At 73.9% G+C, this 17925-nt stretch carries 19 protein-coding genes; 13 read left to right on the top strand and 6 right to left on the bottom strand.

Translation table 11 applies throughout. The features are described from left to right. Window positions 1-10: 10 nt before the first annotated feature. On the top strand, window positions 11-979 hold the full coding sequence (locus QWY29_RS19055; protein ID WP_300962791.1) for an ROK family protein: 969 nt from the start codon (window positions 11-13) through the stop codon (window positions 977-979). On the opposite strand, the gene QWY29_RS19050 is transcribed toward QWY29_RS19055, so the two are convergent. Further along, window positions 976-1419: a hypothetical protein gene (locus QWY29_RS19050; protein ID WP_300962790.1), complete on the bottom strand. Its 444-nt coding sequence runs from the start codon at window positions 1417-1419 to the stop codon at window positions 976-978. The two genes, QWY29_RS19055 and QWY29_RS19050, sit on opposite strands and share 4 nt — an antisense overlap. A 10-nt stretch (window positions 1420-1429) precedes the next feature. Further along, the gene (locus tag QWY29_RS19045; protein WP_300962789.1) at window positions 1430-2200 is read right to left on the bottom strand and encodes an alpha/beta hydrolase; all 771 of its coding nucleotides are present in this window, start codon (window positions 2198-2200) and stop codon (window positions 1430-1432) included. A 58-nt stretch (window positions 2201-2258) separates the two neighbouring features. On the opposite strand from QWY29_RS19045, the gene QWY29_RS19040 reads away from it, so the two are divergent. The 5 genes from QWY29_RS19040 to QWY29_RS19020 are packed head-to-tail and all read left to right on the top strand — an operon-like array spanning window position 2259 to window position 6432. Further along, window positions 2259-2996 (top strand): lysophospholipid acyltransferase family protein, encoded by a 738-nt coding sequence (locus QWY29_RS19040; RefSeq protein ID WP_300962788.1) that lies wholly within the window; start codon window positions 2259-2261, stop codon window positions 2994-2996. Continuing rightward, window positions 2993-4138, top strand: coding sequence for a MacS family sensor histidine kinase (macS, locus tag QWY29_RS19035; protein WP_300962804.1), 1146 nt, complete (start codon window positions 2993-2995; stop codon window positions 4136-4138). The genes QWY29_RS19040 and macS overlap by 4 nt, the downstream gene beginning before the upstream one ends. A gap of 9 nt (window positions 4139-4147) precedes the next feature. Then, window positions 4148-5170 carry a DUF2804 domain-containing protein gene (locus QWY29_RS19030; RefSeq protein WP_300962787.1) on the top strand — a complete coding sequence of 341 codons (1023 nt, stop codon included), beginning with the start codon at window positions 4148-4150 and terminating at the stop codon, window positions 5168-5170. Window positions 5171-5206: 36 nt separating this feature from the next. Beyond that, entirely contained in the window at window positions 5207-5737 is a 531-nt protein-coding gene (locus QWY29_RS19025) for a flavin reductase family protein (protein WP_300962786.1), read from the top strand. Continuing rightward, on the top strand, window positions 5734-6432 hold the full coding sequence (locus QWY29_RS19020) for a response regulator (protein ID WP_300962785.1): 699 nt from the start codon (window positions 5734-5736) through the stop codon (window positions 6430-6432). Before QWY29_RS19025 ends, QWY29_RS19020 begins: the two co-directional genes overlap by 4 nt. A gap of 109 nt (window positions 6433-6541) precedes the next feature. Here QWY29_RS19020 and QWY29_RS19015 read toward each other — a convergent pair whose 3' ends face one another. Continuing rightward, window positions 6542-7798, bottom strand: a complete 1257-nt coding sequence (locus tag QWY29_RS19015) for an oxygenase MpaB family protein (RefSeq protein ID WP_300962784.1) — start codon at window positions 7796-7798, stop codon at window positions 6542-6544. 73 nt (window positions 7799-7871) lie between these two features. Here QWY29_RS19015 and QWY29_RS19010 point away from each other — a divergent pair, with 73 nt between their 5' ends. Then, window positions 7872-8477: a TetR/AcrR family transcriptional regulator gene (locus QWY29_RS19010; protein ID WP_300962783.1), complete on the top strand. Its 606-nt coding sequence runs from the start codon at window positions 7872-7874 to the stop codon at window positions 8475-8477. Window positions 8478-8524: 47 nt separating this feature from the next. After that, window positions 8525-9436 carry a hypothetical protein gene (locus QWY29_RS19005; RefSeq protein ID WP_300962782.1) on the top strand — a complete coding sequence of 304 codons (912 nt, stop codon included), beginning with the start codon at window positions 8525-8527 and terminating at the stop codon, window positions 9434-9436. A gap of 175 nt (window positions 9437-9611) precedes the next feature. Here the strand turns inward: QWY29_RS19005 and glpK are convergent, their stop codons facing one another. Together glpK and QWY29_RS18995 are read right to left on the bottom strand one after the other, a co-directional pair. Further along, complete coding sequence (gene glpK, locus QWY29_RS19000) at window positions 9612-11087, bottom strand: glycerol kinase GlpK (protein ID WP_300962781.1); 1476 nt, start codon at window positions 11085-11087, stop codon at window positions 9612-9614. Continuing rightward, window positions 11084-11902, bottom strand: coding sequence for a DUF1028 domain-containing protein (locus QWY29_RS18995; protein WP_300962780.1), 819 nt, complete (start codon window positions 11900-11902; stop codon window positions 11084-11086). Before QWY29_RS18995 ends, glpK begins: the two co-directional genes overlap by 4 nt. Window positions 11903-12020: 118 nt before the next feature. Here QWY29_RS18995 and QWY29_RS18990 point away from each other — a divergent pair, with 118 nt between their 5' ends. After that, window positions 12021-13049, top strand: a complete 1029-nt coding sequence (locus QWY29_RS18990; protein WP_300962779.1) for a 6-phosphofructokinase — start codon at window positions 12021-12023, stop codon at window positions 13047-13049. 25 nt (window positions 13050-13074) lie between these two features. Here the strand turns inward: QWY29_RS18990 and QWY29_RS18985 are convergent, their stop codons facing one another. After that, window positions 13075-13836, bottom strand: a complete 762-nt coding sequence (locus QWY29_RS18985; protein WP_300962778.1) for an endonuclease/exonuclease/phosphatase family protein — start codon at window positions 13834-13836, stop codon at window positions 13075-13077. 45 nt (window positions 13837-13881) lie between these two features. On the opposite strand from QWY29_RS18985, the gene QWY29_RS18980 reads away from it, so the two are divergent. The 4 genes from QWY29_RS18980 to QWY29_RS18965 form a co-directional block, all read left to right on the top strand. After that, window positions 13882-14460: a nucleotidyltransferase family protein gene (locus QWY29_RS18980; RefSeq protein WP_300962777.1), complete on the top strand. Its 579-nt coding sequence runs from the start codon at window positions 13882-13884 to the stop codon at window positions 14458-14460. Between the two features lie 129 nt (window positions 14461-14589). Further along, window positions 14590-16047, top strand: coding sequence for an APC family permease (locus tag QWY29_RS18975; RefSeq protein WP_300962776.1), 1458 nt, complete (start codon window positions 14590-14592; stop codon window positions 16045-16047). A 72-nt stretch (window positions 16048-16119) separates the two neighbouring features. After that, window positions 16120-17460 (top strand): class II 3-deoxy-7-phosphoheptulonate synthase, encoded by a 1341-nt coding sequence (locus QWY29_RS18970; protein ID WP_300962775.1) that lies wholly within the window; start codon window positions 16120-16122, stop codon window positions 17458-17460. Between the two features lie 140 nt (window positions 17461-17600). Further along, on the top strand, window positions 17601-17925 hold a 325-nt coding region (locus QWY29_RS18965), incomplete at its 3' end, for a threonine aldolase family protein (protein ID WP_300962774.1).

Genomic DNA, 17925 nt, shown 5'->3' with positions numbered 1-17925 from the left:
GGACCGGCCCGTGAGCCTGCACATCGGCGTCGACGTCGGCGGGACCAAGGTGCTCGCCGCCGAGGTCGACCCCGACGGCACCGTCCTGCGCACGGCCCGCCGCTCCACGCCCGGTCGGCGCGTCGACACCGCCCTCGTCGAGCAGGCGCTGACCGAGGCCGTCGCGGAGGTCGCCGGCGGTCGTCCGGTCGACGGCGTCGGGCTGGCCGCAGCCGGGTTCGTCGACGCCGCGGGGGAGCGCGTGATGTTCGCCCCGCACCTGCCCTGGCAGGGCGAGGACGTGCGCGCCCGGCTGGAGGAGCGCTGGGGCACCCCGGTCGCCCTCGACAACGACGCCAACTGCGCCGTCCTGGCGGAGGCCACCCTCGGCGCCGGCCGCGGGGTCGCCGACGTCGTGCTGGTCACGATGGGCACCGGCATCGGCGGCGCCCTGGTGCTCGACGGGCGGGTGCGCCGCGGTCGCAACGGCATGGCCGGCGAGTTCGGCCACGCCCAGGTCGTGCCCGAGGGGCGGCCCTGCGAGTGCGGCGGTGCGGGCTGCTGGGAGCAGTACGCCAGCGGCAACGCCCTCGTCCGCCACGCCCGCGCCCGGATCGGTGCTGAGCCCACCGTGCTCGAGCAGGCCTGCGACGGCGACCCCGAGACCCTGACCGGACCGATGGTCACCGACGCCGCGGTCCGGGGTGACCGGGTCGCCCTGGGCGCGTTCGCCTCCGTCGGCGACTGGCTGGGCGTCGGCGTCGCCAACCTCGTCGCCGCCCTCGACCCCGACCTGGTGGTCATCGGCGGCGGTGTGTCTGCGGCCGGCGACCTGCTGCTCGAGCCGGCCCGCCGGGCGCTGGCGCGGTCGCTGGTCGGCGCGGCGCACCGCGACGTCCCGCAGGTCGTCCGGGCCCGCTTCGGCCCCGAGGCCGGCGTCGTCGGCGGCGCGATCCTCGCGCGGGACGCCGAGCACCGGGCCGGCCGGATCTGGTCCTAGACCTGCGCGCCGTCGTCCCACGGGTCGCGGGGACCGCGCGGCATCTGCACCACCAGGAAGACGAACCCGGCGACGAACGAGGCCACGAGCAGCAGGCTCACGAAGCGCGGCAGCCCGATGCTCAGCACGAGCGCCAGCAGCAGCACCGCCGGGGCGCCGAACACCCCGAGCCAGGCCGCGCCGCGGAGACCCCGCGGGCGCGGGACCGGCGGCGGCACGGGCGGCACGAAGCGCTCGTCGGCCGACCGGGCCAGGTCGCTCTCCGGGTCCTGCGGCAGCGGCACGTCGTACGCCGAGGCGCCGGCGAACGCCGTCGGCCGATCGGGCTCGGGCTCCGGCTCGGGGAGCTCCGGCTCGGCCGGCTCGTCGTCGAGCGTCGGACGGTCGCCGTAGTTCTCGACGATCGAGCGCCAGACGTCGTCCTCGTCGTCGCGCTGCACGAGGACGAGGCTACGCGGCGGTGACCCGCTTCACGAACGCCGCGGTCTCCTCGACGATCGTCGGGAGGTCGTGGTCGAGCGTCGCGACGTGGTAGCTCTCCGGCAGCGCCACGCGGGTGACGTCGCGCGAGCCCACCCGCGAGGTGACCAGCGGCTCGGTGAGCCCGTCGACGACGTGGTCGACGTCCGAGCGCAGGTAGAGCAGCGGGGCGGTGACCCGCGGCAGGTCCGCGACCAGGCGCGGCCACGCGCTGAACATCGAGTGCGCGGCCTTCAGCGGCGTCCGGGTGTAGCCGTGCTCCTCGACACCGGGCTTCTTGATGTCGTTGGCGATGCCGGGGAAGGACCCGACGAGGTGCTTGAGCACCGGCAGCAGCTTGACGTCCTTCCGACCGGTCGCGACGGCCGGGTTGACCACGACCACGCCCGCGACGGCGTCGCCGTGGTCGGCGGCGAGCCGCAGGGTCAGCGCGCCGCCCATCGACAGGCCACCGACGACGACCGCGTCGTGCTCGCGCCGCAGGTCGGCGAAGGCGCGCGACAGCTCGGCGTACCAGTCGTCCCAGGTCGTGGTGTTGCAGTCCTGCCAGCTCGTGCCGTGCCCGGGCAGCCGCGGCACCTCCACGGCGTACCCCTGCTCGGCGACCGCCTCGGCCCACGGCTTGATCGACGCCGGCTGCCCGGTGAACCCGTGGCTGAGCAGCACGGCGACGCGGCGGCCACCGGTCAGCTCGGGGCGCGCGGGGACGGACAGGGGAGCGGCCAGCGGGTGGATCGTCATGGCGGCACTGTAGGTCTAGGGTTGCCCCGTCCGGGCCGGGTCGTGGAAGGTGCGCCGCGTGTTCTATTGGTTCCTCAAGTGGGTGGCCCTCGGCCCGTTCCTCCGGGTGATCTTCCGCCCGCAGGTCGCCGGCGCGGAGAACGTGCCCGACGAGGGCCCGGCGATCCTGGCGAGCAACCACCTGTCGTACGCCGACTGGCTGTTCATGCCGCTCACGCTGCCGCGGCGCGTGACGTTCGTGGCGAAGGCGGAGTACTTCACCACCCCCGGCATCAAGGGCTGGTTCCAGAAGCAGTTCTTCTCCGGCGCCGGCCAGGTGCCGATCGACCGCGGCGGCGCCAGCGCGGCCGAGGGCGCGCTCACCGCGGCCAAGCGGATCCTCGCCGAGGGCGGGCTGTTCGGCATCTACCCCGAGGGCACGCGCAGCCACGACGGCCGCCTCTACCGCGGCAAGACCGGCGTCGCCCGGCTCGCGCTGGAGACCGGCGTGCCGGTCATCCCGGTCGCCGTCGTCGGCACCGACGTGGTGGCGCCCCCGGGCAAGACCTTCGGCACCTTCACCCGGCCGGTCGTCCGGTTCGGCACGCCGCTGGACTTCTCCCGCTACGAGGGGATGAGCAACGACCGCTACATCCTGCGCTCGGTGACCGACGAGATCATGTACGAGATCATGCGGCTCTCGGGCCAGGAGTACGTCGACACCTACGCCGCCCAGGCCAAGAAGGCCGACGCCGAGGCGAAGAAGGCCGAGCGGGCCGAGCGCGAGCAGGCCGGCGAGCAGAAGAAGGCGTCCTGAGCGCAGGCTCCGAGGCGGCCGGCCTCGCCGTCGAGGACCGGCTGTTCCGCGCGCTCGCGGTGCTGCGCGGGGTGACGCTCGCCAACGCGGTGGTGCTCAATTTCTACCGCGCCGACAACTTCCAGCGCCCGGTCGGGGGCGTCATCTGCGTGCTGGTGATGCTCGCCTGGACGGCCCTGGCCGTGTGGGCGTACGCCGCGCCCCGGCGCCGCACCGTCGGCCTGCTGGTCGCGGACCTCGCCGTGGCGGTCGGCCTGCTCGCGGTCACGCCGCTGGTCAAGGGCGACGGCTTCAACGCCACCGTGCCGGGCTTCTGGGTCGCCGGCGCGCTGCTCGCCTGGGCGGTCCGCTACCGCTGGGTCGGCGGGCTGCTGGCGGCGGTGGTGCTCGCCGCGACCGACCTGCTCGTGCGCGAGGAGGTCACCCAGGCCAACTACGGGAACGTCTTCCTCATCGTCATCGGCGGGCCGATCGTCGGGTTCATGTGCGGCTCGCTGCAGCAGATGGCCGCCGAGCGCGACCGGGCCGAGCGCACGGCCGCGGCGGCCGCCGAGCGGGCGCGGCTGGCGCGGGCGGTGCACGACGGCGTGCTGCAGGTCCTCTCGCTGGTCCAGCGGCGCGGGGCGGAGCTCGGCGGGGAGGCGGCCGAGCTCGGTCGGCTGGCCGGCGAGCAGGAGTCGCGGCTGCGCACGCTCATCCGCACCCAGGAGCGCACGGTCGCGGGGCCGGGGGAGTCCGACGCGGTCCTCGACCTCGCGGCCGAGCTCGGCCGGCTGGAGTCGCGGGTGGCGGTGACCGTGGCCGCGCCCGCCACCCCGGTCGAGCTGCCCGCCGACGTGGTGCGCGAGCTGTGCGCGGTGGTGGGGGCCTGCCTGGACAACGTCGCGGTCCACGTCGGTCCGCAGGCGCCGGCCTGGGTGCTGCTCGAGGCGTTCGCCGACCGGGTGGAGCTCTCGGTGCGCGACGAGGGCCCCGGCATCCCCGCCGGACGCCTCGAGCAGGCGGCCGCCGAGGGTCGGCTGGGCGTCAGCGAGTCGATCCGCGGCCGGGTCGCCGACCTGGGCGGCACGGCCGAGCTCTCGACCGGCTCGTTCGGCACCGAGTGGGAGATCGTCGTCCCGGTGGCGTCCGGCCGGCACTAGTCTCCGGCCGTGCCAGCACCGAAGCCCGTGACCGAGCGCGAGATCACCGCCCCGGTGTCGCTGACCCTGCCCGACGGCCGGCTCAACCCCGACGCCGTCGGCTGGACGCGCACGCCGCTGGTCACCACCGACGGCATCGGCCGCGGCCGGGTCGGCCGGGGGCGCAACAAGCGGTGGGAGTACTGGGCGGTGACCACCCCGACCCACGTCGTCGCGCTGGTCACCTCCGACATCGACTACGCCGCCGTCCACGGCATCTGGCTGCTCGACCGGCGCACCGGCGAGGCGGTCGCCCACGACGCCATCGGGGTCACCGGCCGGAGCGCCACGCTGCCCGGCACGCTCGGCGGCGGGCCGGTGTGCTCCCGCACCAAGCAGGTGGCGATCGAGGTCGACGAGGTCGAGGGTGGCACCCGGCTGCGGGCGCGGGGCGCGCGGGTCGAGGTCGACGTGGTCGCGCACCGGCCCGAGGGGCACGAGTGCCTCGGCGTCGTGGTGCCCTGGACCGACCGGCTCTTCCAGTACACGGTCAAGGACGTCGCGCGGCCCGCGACCGGCACGATCCGGCTCGACGGGGTCGCCGCCGACGTACCGGCGGGGGAGTCGTGGGCGACGCTCGACCACGGCCGGGGCCGCTGGCCCTACGACGTCCGGTGGAACTGGGGCGCCGGCTCCGGGCGCACCGACGGCCGGGTCGTCGGCATCCAGGTCGGTGGGCAGTGGACCGACGGCACCGGGTCGGTGGAGAACTCGCTCTACGTCGACGGGCACCTGACCAAGATCAGCGAGGAGCTGGTCTGGGACTACGACCGCGGCAACTGGATGGCGCCCTGGCGCGTCACCGGCGCGGCGGTCGACCTGACGTTCACGCCGTTCCACCTCAAGCGCTCGGTCACCGACCTCAAGGTCTTCGCCTCCCGCACCCACCAGTGCTTCGGCCACTGGTCGGGTCGGGTGCTCGACGACACCGGCACGTGGGTCCGCGTCGAGGACGTCGTCGGGTGGGCCGAGGACGTGCACAACCGCTGGTGAGCCCGCGTGCTCGTGGCCTCGCTAGCCTCGGGCGCGATGACCATCCACGACAGCCACCCCTTCGCCGGCGAGGACGACCCGGTGCGCCGCTTCCGCGGTCGCCTCGGCGGCACCGTCACCCTCTGGACGAGCGGTGACGCCGACGGTGCCGGCAGCCGGGCCGGGCTGACGGTCACCTCGCTGATGGTCGCCAACGGCGACCAGCCGCGGGTGCTCGCGCTGCTCGACCCCGACTCCGACCTGGTCGACGAGCTGCGCCGGACCGGTCGCGCCGTCGTGCAGGTGCTGTCGTGGGCCGACCGCGGGCTGGCCGAGATGTTCGCCGGCACCGCGCCGGCGCCGGGCGGGATGTTCCGGCAGGCGGCGTTCGTCGACACGGCGTACGGCCCCCGGCTCGCCGCGGCCACCACCTGGGCCGGCGTCGAGCTCGAGGACGAGCGCGAGGTCGGCTGGTCGACGCTCGTGACCTGCCGCCTGGCCGAGGCCGAGGCCGGCGAGGACGTCGACCCGCTCGGGCACCGACGGGGCCGCTGGCTGCGGCTGGCCCACGAGAAGGGGACCGCATGAGCGAGCACGCGACCGGTGGGGCTGGTGAGACCGTGGCGACCGACGCCTCGATCCGGGTGATGGTCGTCGACGACCACCCGATGTGGCGCGACGCGGTCGAGCGCGACCTGCAGCAGGCCGGCTTCGACGTGGTCGCGGTCGCGGCGACCGGCACCGAGGCGCTGACGCGGTTCAAGGCCGCCCGCCCCCAGGTCGTCGTGCTCGACCTGCAGATCCCCGAGCCCGACGGCGTCGGCGTGACCCGCGAGGCGCTCGCCCACGACCCGTCGGCCCGCGTGCTGGTGCTGAGCGCGTCCGGCGAGCAGGCCGACGTGCTCGAGGCGGTCAAGGCCGGGGCGACCGGCTACCTGGTCAAGTCCGCCTCGCGCGAGGAGCTGCTCGACGCCGTACGCCGCGTGGCCGGCGGCGACACCGTCTTCACCCCCGGGCTGGCCGGCCTGGTGCTCGGCGAGTTCCGCCGGATGGCCGACCCCGCCGCGGCCGCGGACCCGATGCAGCCGCAGCTGACCGAGCGCGAGACCGAGGTGCTCAAGATGGTCGCGAAGGGGATGTCGTACAAGCAGATCGCCGAGCGGCTCGTCCTCTCCCACCGCACCGTCCAGAACCACGTGCAGAACACCCTGCGCAAGCTCCAGATGCACAACCGGGTCGAGCTCACCCGCTGGGCCATCGAGCAGGGCCTCGACGAGGACTGACCCGGGCGCCCGGCCGACGGGTGCAGGAGTCACCGGTTAACCGGTGACCCCTGCACATATCGGGGCAGATCTCCCCCGATATGTGCAGGACTTCCGTGGGATGTCCGGCTCAGCCGCGGGCCGGGTGCGGCTTGCCGCCGCCGGGGGAGGCGTCGACGAGGTCGTGCTGCACGCCGTACCGCGACCGCAGCCGCAGGTCCTGGGCCTCCCGGTAGCGCTCGCCCATCCGGGTCCGCGGGCCGAGGGTCACCGGCACCCGGTCGAGCGCCGCGTTGAGCCCGCCGATGACCGGGCCGGCGGCGCGGACGAGGTGCTTGAGCCGGGTGTCGGCGACGCCGAGCTCGTCGGCGATGCCGTCACCGATGAAGACCCGCTCGAGCGCGGCGACCACCCGCGGCGCGAGCGGGTGGAGGCGTGGCGGCACCAGCTGCTCGATCTCGGGGACGAGGAACTCGCTGTTGATCGCGCCGACGAGCTCGCGGCAGTAGTCGTCGACCGGCGGCCGGGTGAGCAGGTAGATCCCCTCCAGCGCCTCCTGCTCGGCCTCGTCGGTGGGCAGCAGCCGCTCGTCGATGCCGAGGAGGTGGCCGATGTAGCGCCACCGGGCGTAGTACGCCGCCTGCTCGTGCGGCCGGTAGGGCGCCCCGATCGCGCGCATCCCTCGCAGCGGGATGAGGCAGAACTCGATGAGCGTGTAGGCCAGGTAGGACTGGCAGATCGGCACGCCCCACGCCGCGGTGTCCCAGCGGTCGTCGCGCAGCAGCGCCTGGCGCACGAGCGCGTGGATCACCCGCACGCGCACGGTGAGCTCGAAGCCCTCCTCGTGCCGGCCGAGCCCGCCCTGCTTGTTGGCAGCGACCAGCCAGGAGGCGACCTCGATGGTCCGCATGCCTGCGTTCTCGATGTAGCGGCCGGTCATCTCCAGCGGGCGCGAGGCGGCCGAGTTGGCGTAGCCGCTCACCAGCGACGCCGCGCCGAGCACGATCCCGGCCTGCCGCGTGTAGCGCCCCAGGTGCACGGTGTCGCGGTCGAGCGCGTCGAGGTCGACCCAGTCCGGGGTCGCGTCGAGCTGGGCGAAGAGCGCGCGCAGGGACGCCGGCGCGTCCGGGACCGCGTCGATGCCCTGCCGGCAGGCGGTGCGCAGCATCCGCATCCCGGCGCCGTGGCCCACCCGCGCGAGGTCGGCGACGAAGGCGTCGGCGAGCGGGTCGCCGTCCCACATCGCCGCGAAGTACGTCGGGGCGAGCTGCGGGTAGCGCTGCTCCGCGAGCTCGGCGTGGCGCAGCGTGGTGGGCAGGGTGGTGGGCAGGGTCCTGGGCAGCGTGGTGGGCAGCGCCGTCGCCGCCGGGTCCTCGGTCGCTTGCATGGCAGCGAGCCTAGAAGTGAGGATGTCTCACGTTCCATTCACTTCTCGGCCCGACCGGACAGGGGTACGCCGCGTGGCGCAACGACAGCGGATCCGGCCCACCCAGCAGCGGGCGGTCGCGATGCGGCGGACCCTGCTCGACGCGGCGCTTCACCTTCTCGAGGAGCGCGGCGCCGAACGACTGACCACCACGGCCATCGTGGAGCGGGCGCACGTCTCGACCGGCACGTTCTACCGCTACTTCAACGACAAGGCCGAGATCATCTCCGCGCTGCGCGACGAGGCCGTGGCCGCGGTCGACCGCGACCTGCGCGACGCGGTGGTCCGCGCGCTCGACCTCGACCTGGACGACGCGGTGCGGGAGATCGTGACGACGCTGGTCGACGGGTTCGAGCGGCACGGCCCGGTGGTGCTGGCGATGGTCGACGCGCAGCCGGGCGGGAGCAACGCCAACGTGCTGCCCGAGATCGAGCGCGACCTGTTCCAGCTGGCCGCGGTGATCCCGCGCCGCCACCTGCCCGACGTACCTCCCGACCGGCTGGAGGCCCTCGTCTTCATGACCATGGGGGTCGTGGTCGCCACCGCGCTGCGGATCGCCCTGTTCCGCCCGCCGGGCGCCGACCGGGCCGCGCTGGTCGACGTCGCGACCTCCATGCTGGTGGCGGGGCTGCGGTCCTGAGCGACGGGCCGGCCCCGCAGCGGCGGCGGGGTGGGTAGGTTCCCGGCATGGCCGACGCGACGGGGGAGCTGCTGGCGATCGCCGACGAGCTCTACGCGCTCGACCTGGCGGACTTCACGCCTACCCGGGACGCGCGGGCCAAGGAGCTGAAGGGCACCGACCTGGCCAAGCCGGTCAAGGCCCTGCGCAAACCCGCGACCGCCGCGTGGGTGGTCAACCTGCTGGTGCGCCACGAGACCGAGCAGGTCGAGCAGGTGCTCGCCGTGGGCGCCGCGCTCCGCGAGGCGCAGGCGTCGATGTCGGGAGAAGAGCTCCGCGCCCTGACCCGGCAGCGCCGCCAGCTCACCGCGGCCGTCACCAGCCAGGCGCGCGCGGTCGCCAAGGAGCGCGGCCTCAAGGTCACCGACGCCGTCGCCGACCAGGTCGCGGCGACGCTGACCGCGGCGATGGTCGACGAGGGGTGCGCGCGGGCGGTCCGCAGCGGGCTGCTGGTGTCCCCGATCGAGGCGACCGGCGTGGACGAGGCCGACGCGGGCGCCGCGGTCGCGCTGCCCGAGGCGCTCGGCTTCGCCGCCGCGCCCCGCGAGTCCGCCCCGGCGGCGCCGGAGCGGCCGCGGCTCGAGGTGGTCCCCGATCCCGAGGCCGACGCGAAGGTGCGCCGTGCCGCTGAGGAGAAGCTCGCCCAGGCCGAGACCGAGCTCTCCGACGCCGAGGTCGAGCTCGACGAGGCCGCCGAGGAGGTCTCCCGGCTCGAGGCCCGCGGGCTGCAGCTGCAAGCGGAGATCGAGGAGCTCCGGGCCCGGATCGCGGCGCTGGAGGAGGAGCACGACGGCGTCGACGACGAGCTCACCGACGCCGAGGACGCCCGCGACGAGGCCCGCTCGGTCGTCGACGACCTGACCCGCGCCCGCGACGTCGCCCGCGCCGCCCTGGACAAGCTGGCCGGCCCGCGCGGCTGATCGTCCTTCCTGCGCCGGGTTGTCCACAGGCCGGCGGGTGCAGGCGGGGTAGTCCGTGACGATCGGCAGGGCTTTCGGCTCCGATCGCCTGCGAAACGTCACGGACTACCCCGACGACGACTGCCAAGGACCGCCAGCCTGTGGACAACCGGCCGCAGACAGGGGAGTCGAGCGGTCAGACGAGCGCCCAGCCCTTGGACCGCTCGACGGCTTCCCGCCAGCGCGCGTGCGAGGCGTCGTACGCCGTGCGGTCGCGGCCGGGGGTGAAGGAGCGGTCGAGGGCCCAGGTCTCGCGGAGGTCGTCGGTGGAGGACCACACGCCGGTGCCGAGCCCGGCCAGGAAGGCCGCGCCGAGGGCGGTCGTCTCGACCAGCTGGGGCCGCTCGACGGGGACGCCGACCTGGTCGGCCTGCACCTGGCAGAGCAGGTCGTTGGCGGACGCGCCGCCGTCGACGCGCAGCGAGGAGAGCGAGGCCGGCATGGTCTCGAGCACGTCGCGGACCTCGAAGGCGATCGCCTCGAGGGTGGCGCGGACCAGGTGGGCGCGGGTGGTGCCGCGGGTGACGCCGATGATCAGGCCGCGGGCGTGGGGGTCCCAGTGCGGGGCGCCGAGTCCGGTGAGGGCCGGCACGAAGACGACGCCCTCGGCGGAGGGGACGGTGGCGGCGATCGCCGCGGTCTCGGCGGCCGAGCCGACGATCTGCAGGCCGTCGCGCAGCCACTGCACGGCCGCGCCGGTCACGAAGATCGACCCCTCGAGGGCGTAGGTGAGCTTGCCGTCGGGGGAGCGCCACGCGGCGGTGGAGAGCAGGCCGGCGTCGGAGCGGGGCAGCTCGGTGCCGCAGTTGGTGAGGATGAACGAGCCGGTGCCGTAGGTGCACTTGGAGTCACCGACGTCGAAGCAGGTCTGGCCGAAGAGCGCCGACTGCTGGTCGCCGGCGATCCCGGCGATCGGCAGGGACAGGTCGAGGAAGACGCGGGGGTCGGTGACGGCGAGCTCGCCCCAGTTGGGGACCAGGTCGGGCAGGGCGTCGCGCGGCACCCCGAAGAGCGAGCACAGCTCGTCGCTCCAGTCGCCGGTGGAGAGGTCCATCAGCAGCGTGCGGCAGGCGTTGGACACGTCGGTGACGTGGTGCAGGCCGCGGGTCATCCGTGCGACGAGGTAGGAGTCGACCGTGCCGACGGCGTACCGCCCGTCCTCGACCAGCGCCCAGGTGTGCGGCTCGTGCTCGGCGATCCAGGCGAGCTTGGTGCCGGAGAAGTACGGGTCGAGCCGCAGCCCGGTCAGCTGGGCGACCCGCTCCTCGTGACCGTCCTCGCGCAGCCGACTGCAGATGTCGGCGGTGCGGCGGTCCTGCCAGACGATCGCCCGCCGCGGTGAGCCGAGCGTCTCGCGGTCCCACAGCAGCACGGTCTCGCGCTGGTTGGTGATCCCGACGCCCTTGAGCTCGGAGCGGTCGACCCGGTCGAGCACCTCGCGGCACGCCTCGAGCGTGGCCTGCCAGATCTCCTCCGGCGAGTGCTCGACCCAGCCCGGCTGGGGGAAGTGCTGGGCGAACTCCTGGTAGCCCTTCGCCGCGATCCGCCCGTCGGGCGTCACGACCACGGCGGTCACGCCGGTGGTGCCGGCGTCGATGGCCAGGATGCTCACGACGCGTCCCGCACGATCGCCAGCACCTTCTGGTCGATCCAGGCCAGGTCGGGGGCGACGCGCATCTCGTAGTTCTCGGTGCCGACCCAGGCGTCGAAGTCGCGGTGGCCGCGCTCGCCGGCCCAGGTCTCGAGCTCGCGGCGCAGCTCGTCGTCGACCGGCACCTTCTCCTCCTCGGTCGAGGCGGTCAGGTAGAGGTCGTTGAGGTCGAGCAGCCGGGCGAGCTCGCCGACCGGCGCGGCGTGGTCGTCGACGCGCAGGTCGACCGCGATGTCGTCGCCGCCGGCGTACCCCGCCCCGTCGCTGACCACCAGCAGCGCCGCCGACTGCCGGCCGCGCTTGTCGCCGCCCGCCTCGTCGCCGGCGGCCAGCGCCGCGAGCAGCCGGCGGGCCAGCGGGGCATCGGGGTCCGAGGACTCGAAGGCGCGCTGCATCGCCTCGACCACCTCGGGCCCGGTGAGCACGTTGCCCTGCACGGCGTACCCCTCGCCGGTCGCGCCGCCGGCCCAGTCCAGGCAGGCCTCGCCGGTGTACGTCGCCGCGCCGCCGTCGACGTCGACGAGCCCGACCTGGCGGTCCGCGCGCCCGTCGTCCTCCTCCAGCATCCGGTCCAGGGCGATCTCGGCGGTCGCCCCCTCGTCGAGGTGGGAGAGGGCGATGCCCTTGTACGCCACGTTGGCGTCGGCCTGGGTCGCGATCGCGCCGACCTGGGCGACCGCTGCGGGGACGACGGCCCCGACGGCGAGGAACTTCGAGGCGACGGCGACGCCCCAGGACTCGCCGTCGGCGGAGCGGGCCACGATCGAGAAGGTCATGGCCGGAGGGTAGCGAGCGGGCAGCGGCGAGGAGCGGCTACCGGCCCCGCTCGCGGCCCACTAGGGTCGGCCTCGACTGGAACGTTCCAACCACGGTCTCGACACCCCTGGAGGTCCTGTGCGCGTCGGAGTGCTCACCGGTGGCGGCGACTGCCCCGGCCTGAACGCGGTCATCCGCGCCGTCGTCCGCAAGGGGGTGCGCGACCACGGCTTCGAGCTGGTCGGCTTCCGCGACGGCTGGCGGGGCCCGCTCGAGGGACTGACGATGGAGCTCGGCATCGAGCAGTGCCGCGGCATCCTGCCTCGCGGCGGCACGATCCTCGGCTCCTCCCGCACCAACCCGTTCGCCATCGAGGGCGGCGTGGAGCGGATCAAGGACAACCTCGCCCAGCACGGCGTCGACGCGCTCGTCGCGATCGGCGGCGAGGACACCCTCGGGGTGGCCACCAAGCTGGCCGAGATGGACGTCCACGTCGTCGGGGTCCCCAAGACCATCGACAACGACCTGTCGGGCACCGACTTCACCTTCGGCTTCGACACCGCGGTCAACATCGCCACCGACGCGATCGACCGGCTGCACACCACCGCGGAGTCCCACCACCGGGTGCTCGTCGTGGAGGTCATGGGCCGCCACGCCGGCTGGATCGCCCTGCACGCCGGCATCGCGGGCGGTGCGAGCGCGGTGCTCATCCCCGAGCAGCCCTTCGACGTCGAGAAGGTGTGCGCGCACGTCGAGACCCGCTTCCAGAGCGAGTACGCCCCGATCATCGTCGTCTCCGAGGGTGCCGTCCCCGTCGAGGGTGGCGCGATGACGCTGGTCTCGGGGGAGAAGGACGCCTTCGGCCACGTCCGCCTCGGCGGCATCGGCGACCGGCTCGCCTCGGAGATCGAGGCCCGCACCGGCAAGGAGGCCCGCGCGGTCGTCCTCGGCCACGTGCAGCGCGGCGGCACGCCCACGGCGTTCGACCGGTGGCTGGCCACCCGCTTCGGCCTCCAGGCCATCGACGCGGTCGCCGACGGCGACTTCGGCACGATGATGGCGCTGCGCGGCACCAGGATCGTGCGCGTGCCGCTCGCCGAGGGCACCGGCGAGCTCAAGGTCGTCAGCCCCGAGGAGTACGCCGAGGCGCAGGTCTTCTTCGGCTGACGAGCGCTCAGCTCGCAGCGCGGGGTCAGAGCGCCAGGTCGACGACCAGCGCGCGGTGGTCCGAGAGCGGCAGCTCCCGGGCCTCTGTGGCCGTCGCGGTCACCGGCCCGTCGGCCAGCACGTGGTCGAGCTGCTCGACCGGCGCGTGCGCCGGGAACGTCGCGTGCCGCGCGAGGCCGCGCATGCGCGTCGTACGACCCGCGCGCTCGGCGTCCATGTTGAGGTCGCCGGTGACCACCAGCGGCCGCTGGGAGGTCTCGAGCGAGGAGACGAGCGAGCGCAGCTGGCGCCCGTTCCACCACGGCACGAACGACAGGTGGGTGTTGGCCACCGTCAGCGTCGCGTCCCCCCACACGACGTCGGCGGCGACCGCGACCCGCGGCTCGTCCTGCACCAGCGTCGGCAGCAGGCTGTCGCGGAACTTCATCGGCACCCGCGTCCGCAGCACCGGCAGCCGGATGATCTGCCACGCGCGCACCGGCCGGCGGCTCAGCAGGGCGATGCCGTACGCCGCGGCGTCGGGCTGCTCCTCGCCGGTGGCCGCCACCCAGGTCGCCCCGGGGCTGCCGCTCAGCGCGGCCACGAACCGGCTGTCGACCGCGCCCATCGCCTCGGCCGCGACCGCCGTCAGGTCGGCGTGCCCGGACCGCGGCTGGTTGCGGTCGACCTCCTGCAGCGCCAGCACGTCGGCGTCGAGCGAGGCGACCGCCGCGGCGAACGCGTCCACGTCGACGTGGTCGTCGGCCGGGTGGCGTCCGTTGAGGATGTTGAAGGAGACCAGGCGCATCGGACGGCCGTGTACCCGTGCCACGGGGCGGGTACACCGCTCCGCGTGAGCCACGGCATCCCCGACCTGCACCCCCTCCGCGAGGCGCTCAAGCGGGTGGCCGTGACGTTGAAGCAGGCCGACGTGCCGTTCGCGCTCGCCGGCGGCTACGCGTTGTGGGCTCGTGGCGGCCCCGAGCCGGAGCACGACGTGGACTTCGTCGTCGCCGAGGACGACGCCGGTCGCGCCTCCGAGCTGCTCGCCGAGGAGGGCCTCGACGTGGTCCAGCCGCCGGAGGACTGGCTGTTCAAGGTCTTCGTCGACGGGGCGATGGTCGACATCCTCTTCCGCACCAACGGCGTCCCGGTCGAGCGGTCCGTGCTCGCCGAGGTCGACCAGATCGAGGTCGAGTCGGTGCAGATGCCGGTGCTGTCGGCCACGGTGCTGATGGGGCAGAAGCTCAACGCGCTCGAGGAGCACGCCTGCGACTTCGGCGCCGTCCTGCCCGTCGCCCGGGCCGTCCGCGAGCAGGTCGACTGGGACGAGGTCCGGGCCGCGACCGCCGACAACGACTTCGCCGTCGCCTTCGTGTTCCTTCTCGAGCGGCTCGGCGTCATCGAGCCCGCCGACCACGCCGCCGCCTGACACGGCCGACCTCGACGACCCCGCCTCGCGCTCGCCACACGGCCGGCGCAGGACCCACGGAGGGGTGGCGGTCCGGACCGGCGTCTGCGACCGTGTTTTCGCAGGTCGGGCACCGGGCAAGGGAGCGCCATGAGCACAGGACCGACGACGGCCGAGCCGTCCACCGTGGACGGCGAGCCGGAGCTCAAGCGGGTCCTCGGACCCCGCCTGCTCCTGCTCTTCATCGTCGGCGACATCCTCGGCGCAGGCATCTACGCCGTCACCGGCGAGATGGCGCTGGAGGTCGGCGGCATCGTCTGGGTGCCGTTCCTCGTGGCCTTCGGCGTCGCCACGCTGACGGCGTACTCCTACCTCGAGCTGGTCACCAAGCACCCCCAGGCGGCCGGCGCCGCGCTCTACGCGCACAAGGCGTTCGGCGTGCACTTCGTGACGTTCCTCGTCGCCTTCGCGGTCATCTGCTCGGGCATCACCAGCGCCTCGACGTCGGCCAAGCTGCTGGCGGAGAACCTGCTGGCCGGCTTCGACGCGGTCGGCTGGGACGTCCCCGCCGGCACCGGCGCGGTGACCGGCGTGGCGGTCGGCTTCATGCTGCTGCTGGCGCTGATCAACCTGCGCGGCGTCGGCGAGAGCGTGAAGTTCAACGTCGTGCTCACGATGGTCGAGATGCTGGCGCTCTTCATCGTCATCGGCATCGGCTTCTCCGTCGTCGCCCGCGGCGACGGCGACCTGGGCCGGCTGGTGGCCTTCGAGTCCGACTCCGACCGCAGCATGTTCCTGGCGGTCACGGTCGCCACGGCGATCGCGTTCTTCGCGATGGTCGGCTTCGAGGACTCGGTCAACATGGTCGAGGAGACCCACGACCCCGAGCGCGTCTTCCCCCGCATCATGCTGACCGGCCTGGGGATCGCGGTGGTCTTCTACGTGCTGGTGGCGGTCTCGGTCATCGCGGTGGTGCCCGAGGGCGACCTGGTCGCGGTGGCCGAGGACGAGGGCAAGGTGCTGCTCAACGTCGTCTCCATCGGCGCGCCCGACCTCCCGATCGACACGCTCTTCCCGTTCCTGACGGTCTTCGCGGTCGCCAACACCGCGCTGATCAACATGCTGATGGCCAGCCGCCTGCTCTACGGCCTGGCCAAGCAGGACGTGCTGCCCCGCAGCCTCTCCGCGGTGCTGCCGGGGCGGCGTACGCCGTGGGCCGGCATCGCCTTCTCCACGCTGCTGGCGCTGGGGCTGATCCTGGTCGTCACCTACGCCTCGGACACCCCCGTCATCAAGGCGCTCTCGGGCACGACCGCCCTGCTGCTCCTGTGCGTCTTCGCGGTCGTCAACGTGGCCTGCCTGGTGCTGCGCCGGCGGGAGGCCGACCGCGGCTTCACCGCCCCGCGCTGGGTGCCGTACGCCGGCGTGCTGGCCTGCCTGGTCCTCATCGGTCCGTGGGCCCGCGACCGCGACGACTGGAACCAGTACGTCATCGCCGGCGGGCTGCTCGCCGTCGGCGTCGTGCTGTGGGCGCTGACCTGGCTCACCAACCGCGGCGTGCGGGCCAAGAAGACCGGCTTCCGCGACATCGAGCACCTCGAGGACTGAGCCCGCCCCGGGGCCGTCTCGGGCCCGTCCGCTGATTCCGGGCGGGCACGTCCCCGGCCGTACCCTGGAGCGGTGAGCATCCCCGACCTCGCCACCCTCCACGCCCTGGGCGCGTCCCAGCAGCCGACGTACCCCGACTCCGGGTCCGTCGACGCCGCGGTCGCCAAGCTCCGCACCCTCCCGCCGCTGGTCTTCGCCGGCGAGTGCGACGAGCTCAAGGACAAGATCGCGGCCGTCTCGCGCGGCGAGGCGTTCCTGCTGCAGGGCGGCGACTGCGCCGAGACCTTCGCCGGCGTCACCGCCGACAACGTGCGCAACAAGCTCCGGGTGCTGCTGCAGATGGCGGTCGTGCTGACGTACGCCGCCTCCGTCCCGGTCGTGAAGGTCGGCCGGCTCGCCGGTCAGTACGCCAAGCCGCGCTCCTCCGACCTCGAGACGCGCGACGGCGTCACGCTGCCGGCCTACCGCGGCGACGCCGTCAACGGCTTCGACTTCACCCCCGAGGCGCGCGTGCCCGACCCGCAGCGGCTGGTCGACGTCTACAACTCCTCGGCCGCGACGCTGAACCTGATCCGCGCCTTCGTCACCGGTGGCTACGCCGACCTGCGCCAGGTGCACACCTGGAACACCGACTTCGTCAAGGAGTCGCCGGTCGGCCAGCGCTACGAGGCGGTCGCGAGCGAGATCGAGCGCGCGCTGACGTTCATGGCCGCGATCGGCGCCGACCCCGACGAGTTCCACCGCGTCGACTTCCACTCCAGCCACGAGGCGCTGGTGCTGGAGTACGAGCACGCGATGACCCGCATCGACTCCCGCACCCAGATGCCCTACGACGTCTCGGGCCACATGGTCTGGATCGGCGAGCGCACCCGCCAGCTCGACCAGGCCCACGTCGAGCTGCTCAGCCACATCCGCAACCCGATCGGCGTCAAGCTCGGCCCGACCACCAGCCCGGACGACGCGCTCGCGCTCGCCGCGCGCCTCAACCCGCTCAACGAGGCCGGCCGGCTGACGTTCATCACCCGCTTCGGCGCCGGCCGCATCCGCGACGGCCTGCCGGACCTGGTCGAGAAGGTCACCGCCGAGGGCGTCCAGGTCGCGTGGGTCTGCGACCCGATGCACGGCAACACCTTCGAGGCGAGCTCGGGCTACAAGACCCGCCGCTTCGACGACGTCATCGACGAGGTCCAGGGCTTCTTCGACGTCCACCGCTCGCTCGGCACCTGGCCCGGCGGCCTGCACGTCGAGCTCACCGGCGACGACGTCACCGAGTGCGTCGGCGGCGGCGAGGACCTCCTCGAGGTCGACCTCGGCAACCGCTACGAGTCGGTCTGCGACCCCCGCCTGAACCGGGTCCAGTCCCTCGAGCTGGCCTTCCTCGTCGCGGAGATGCTCCGAGCCCGTTCGAGCTGAGTGGAGCTCAGCGCGAACGGCGCGCGAGGAGGGTCGAGGAGCGTCGGCGTCGGGCCCGAGCCTGCGAGGGTCGGGCGCGAGGCGTCTCGAGACCCCGAGTCGTTCGCTGACGTCCCGTCGCAGATCCAGGAAGGCCCCTCATGATCGATCTCCGCTCGGACACGCTCACCCGTCCGACCGAGGCGATGCGCCGGGCGATGGCGCGCGCGGAGGTGGGTGACGACGTCTACGGCGAGGACCCGACCGTCCTCGCGCTCGAGGAGCGGGTCGCGGAGCTGTTCGGCCACGAGGCCGCGCTGTTCATGCCGACCGGCTCGATGGCCAACGTGCTCGCCGTCCGCGCGCTGGTGCAGCCCGGCCAGGAGGTCATCTGCGAGGCCTCCGCACACATCGCGCGCGCCGAGCTCGGCGCCCACGCGGCGTACTCCGGCATCACGATGCGCACCTGGTTCCACCCGCGCGGCC

Origin of the sequence: Nocardioides abyssi (assembly GCF_030412915.1) — a bacterium.
Taxonomy (GTDB): Bacteria; Actinomycetota; Actinomycetes; order Propionibacteriales; family Nocardioidaceae; genus Nocardioides; species Nocardioides abyssi.
This window is presented reverse-complemented; position numbering and strand designations above follow the sequence as displayed.

What these genes read in the sequence shown, in the direction of transcription:
- QWY29_RS19045 (WP_300962789.1), bottom strand. Translation starts at nt 2,200, where the DNA reads ATGACGATCCACCCGCTGGCCGCTCCCCTGTCCGTCCCCGCGCGCCCC.
- QWY29_RS19025 (WP_300962786.1), top strand. Translation starts at nt 5,207, where the DNA reads ATGACCATCCACGACAGCCACCCCTTCGCCGGCGAGGACGACCCGGTG.
- QWY29_RS19020 (WP_300962785.1), top strand. Translation starts at nt 5,734, where the DNA reads ATGAGCGAGCACGCGACCGGTGGGGCTGGTGAGACCGTGGCGACCGAC.
- QWY29_RS19015 (WP_300962784.1), bottom strand. Translation starts at nt 7,798, where the DNA reads ATGCAAGCGACCGAGGACCCGGCGGCGACGGCGCTGCCCACCACGCTG.
- QWY29_RS19005 (WP_300962782.1), top strand. Translation starts at nt 8,525, where the DNA reads ATGGCCGACGCGACGGGGGAGCTGCTGGCGATCGCCGACGAGCTCTAC.
- QWY29_RS18995 (WP_300962780.1), bottom strand. Translation starts at nt 11,902, where the DNA reads ATGACCTTCTCGATCGTGGCCCGCTCCGCCGACGGCGAGTCCTGGGGC.
- QWY29_RS18985 (WP_300962778.1), bottom strand. Translation starts at nt 13,836, where the DNA reads ATGCGCCTGGTCTCCTTCAACATCCTCAACGGACGCCACCCGGCCGAC.
- QWY29_RS18975 (WP_300962776.1), top strand. Translation starts at nt 14,590, where the DNA reads ATGAGCACAGGACCGACGACGGCCGAGCCGTCCACCGTGGACGGCGAG.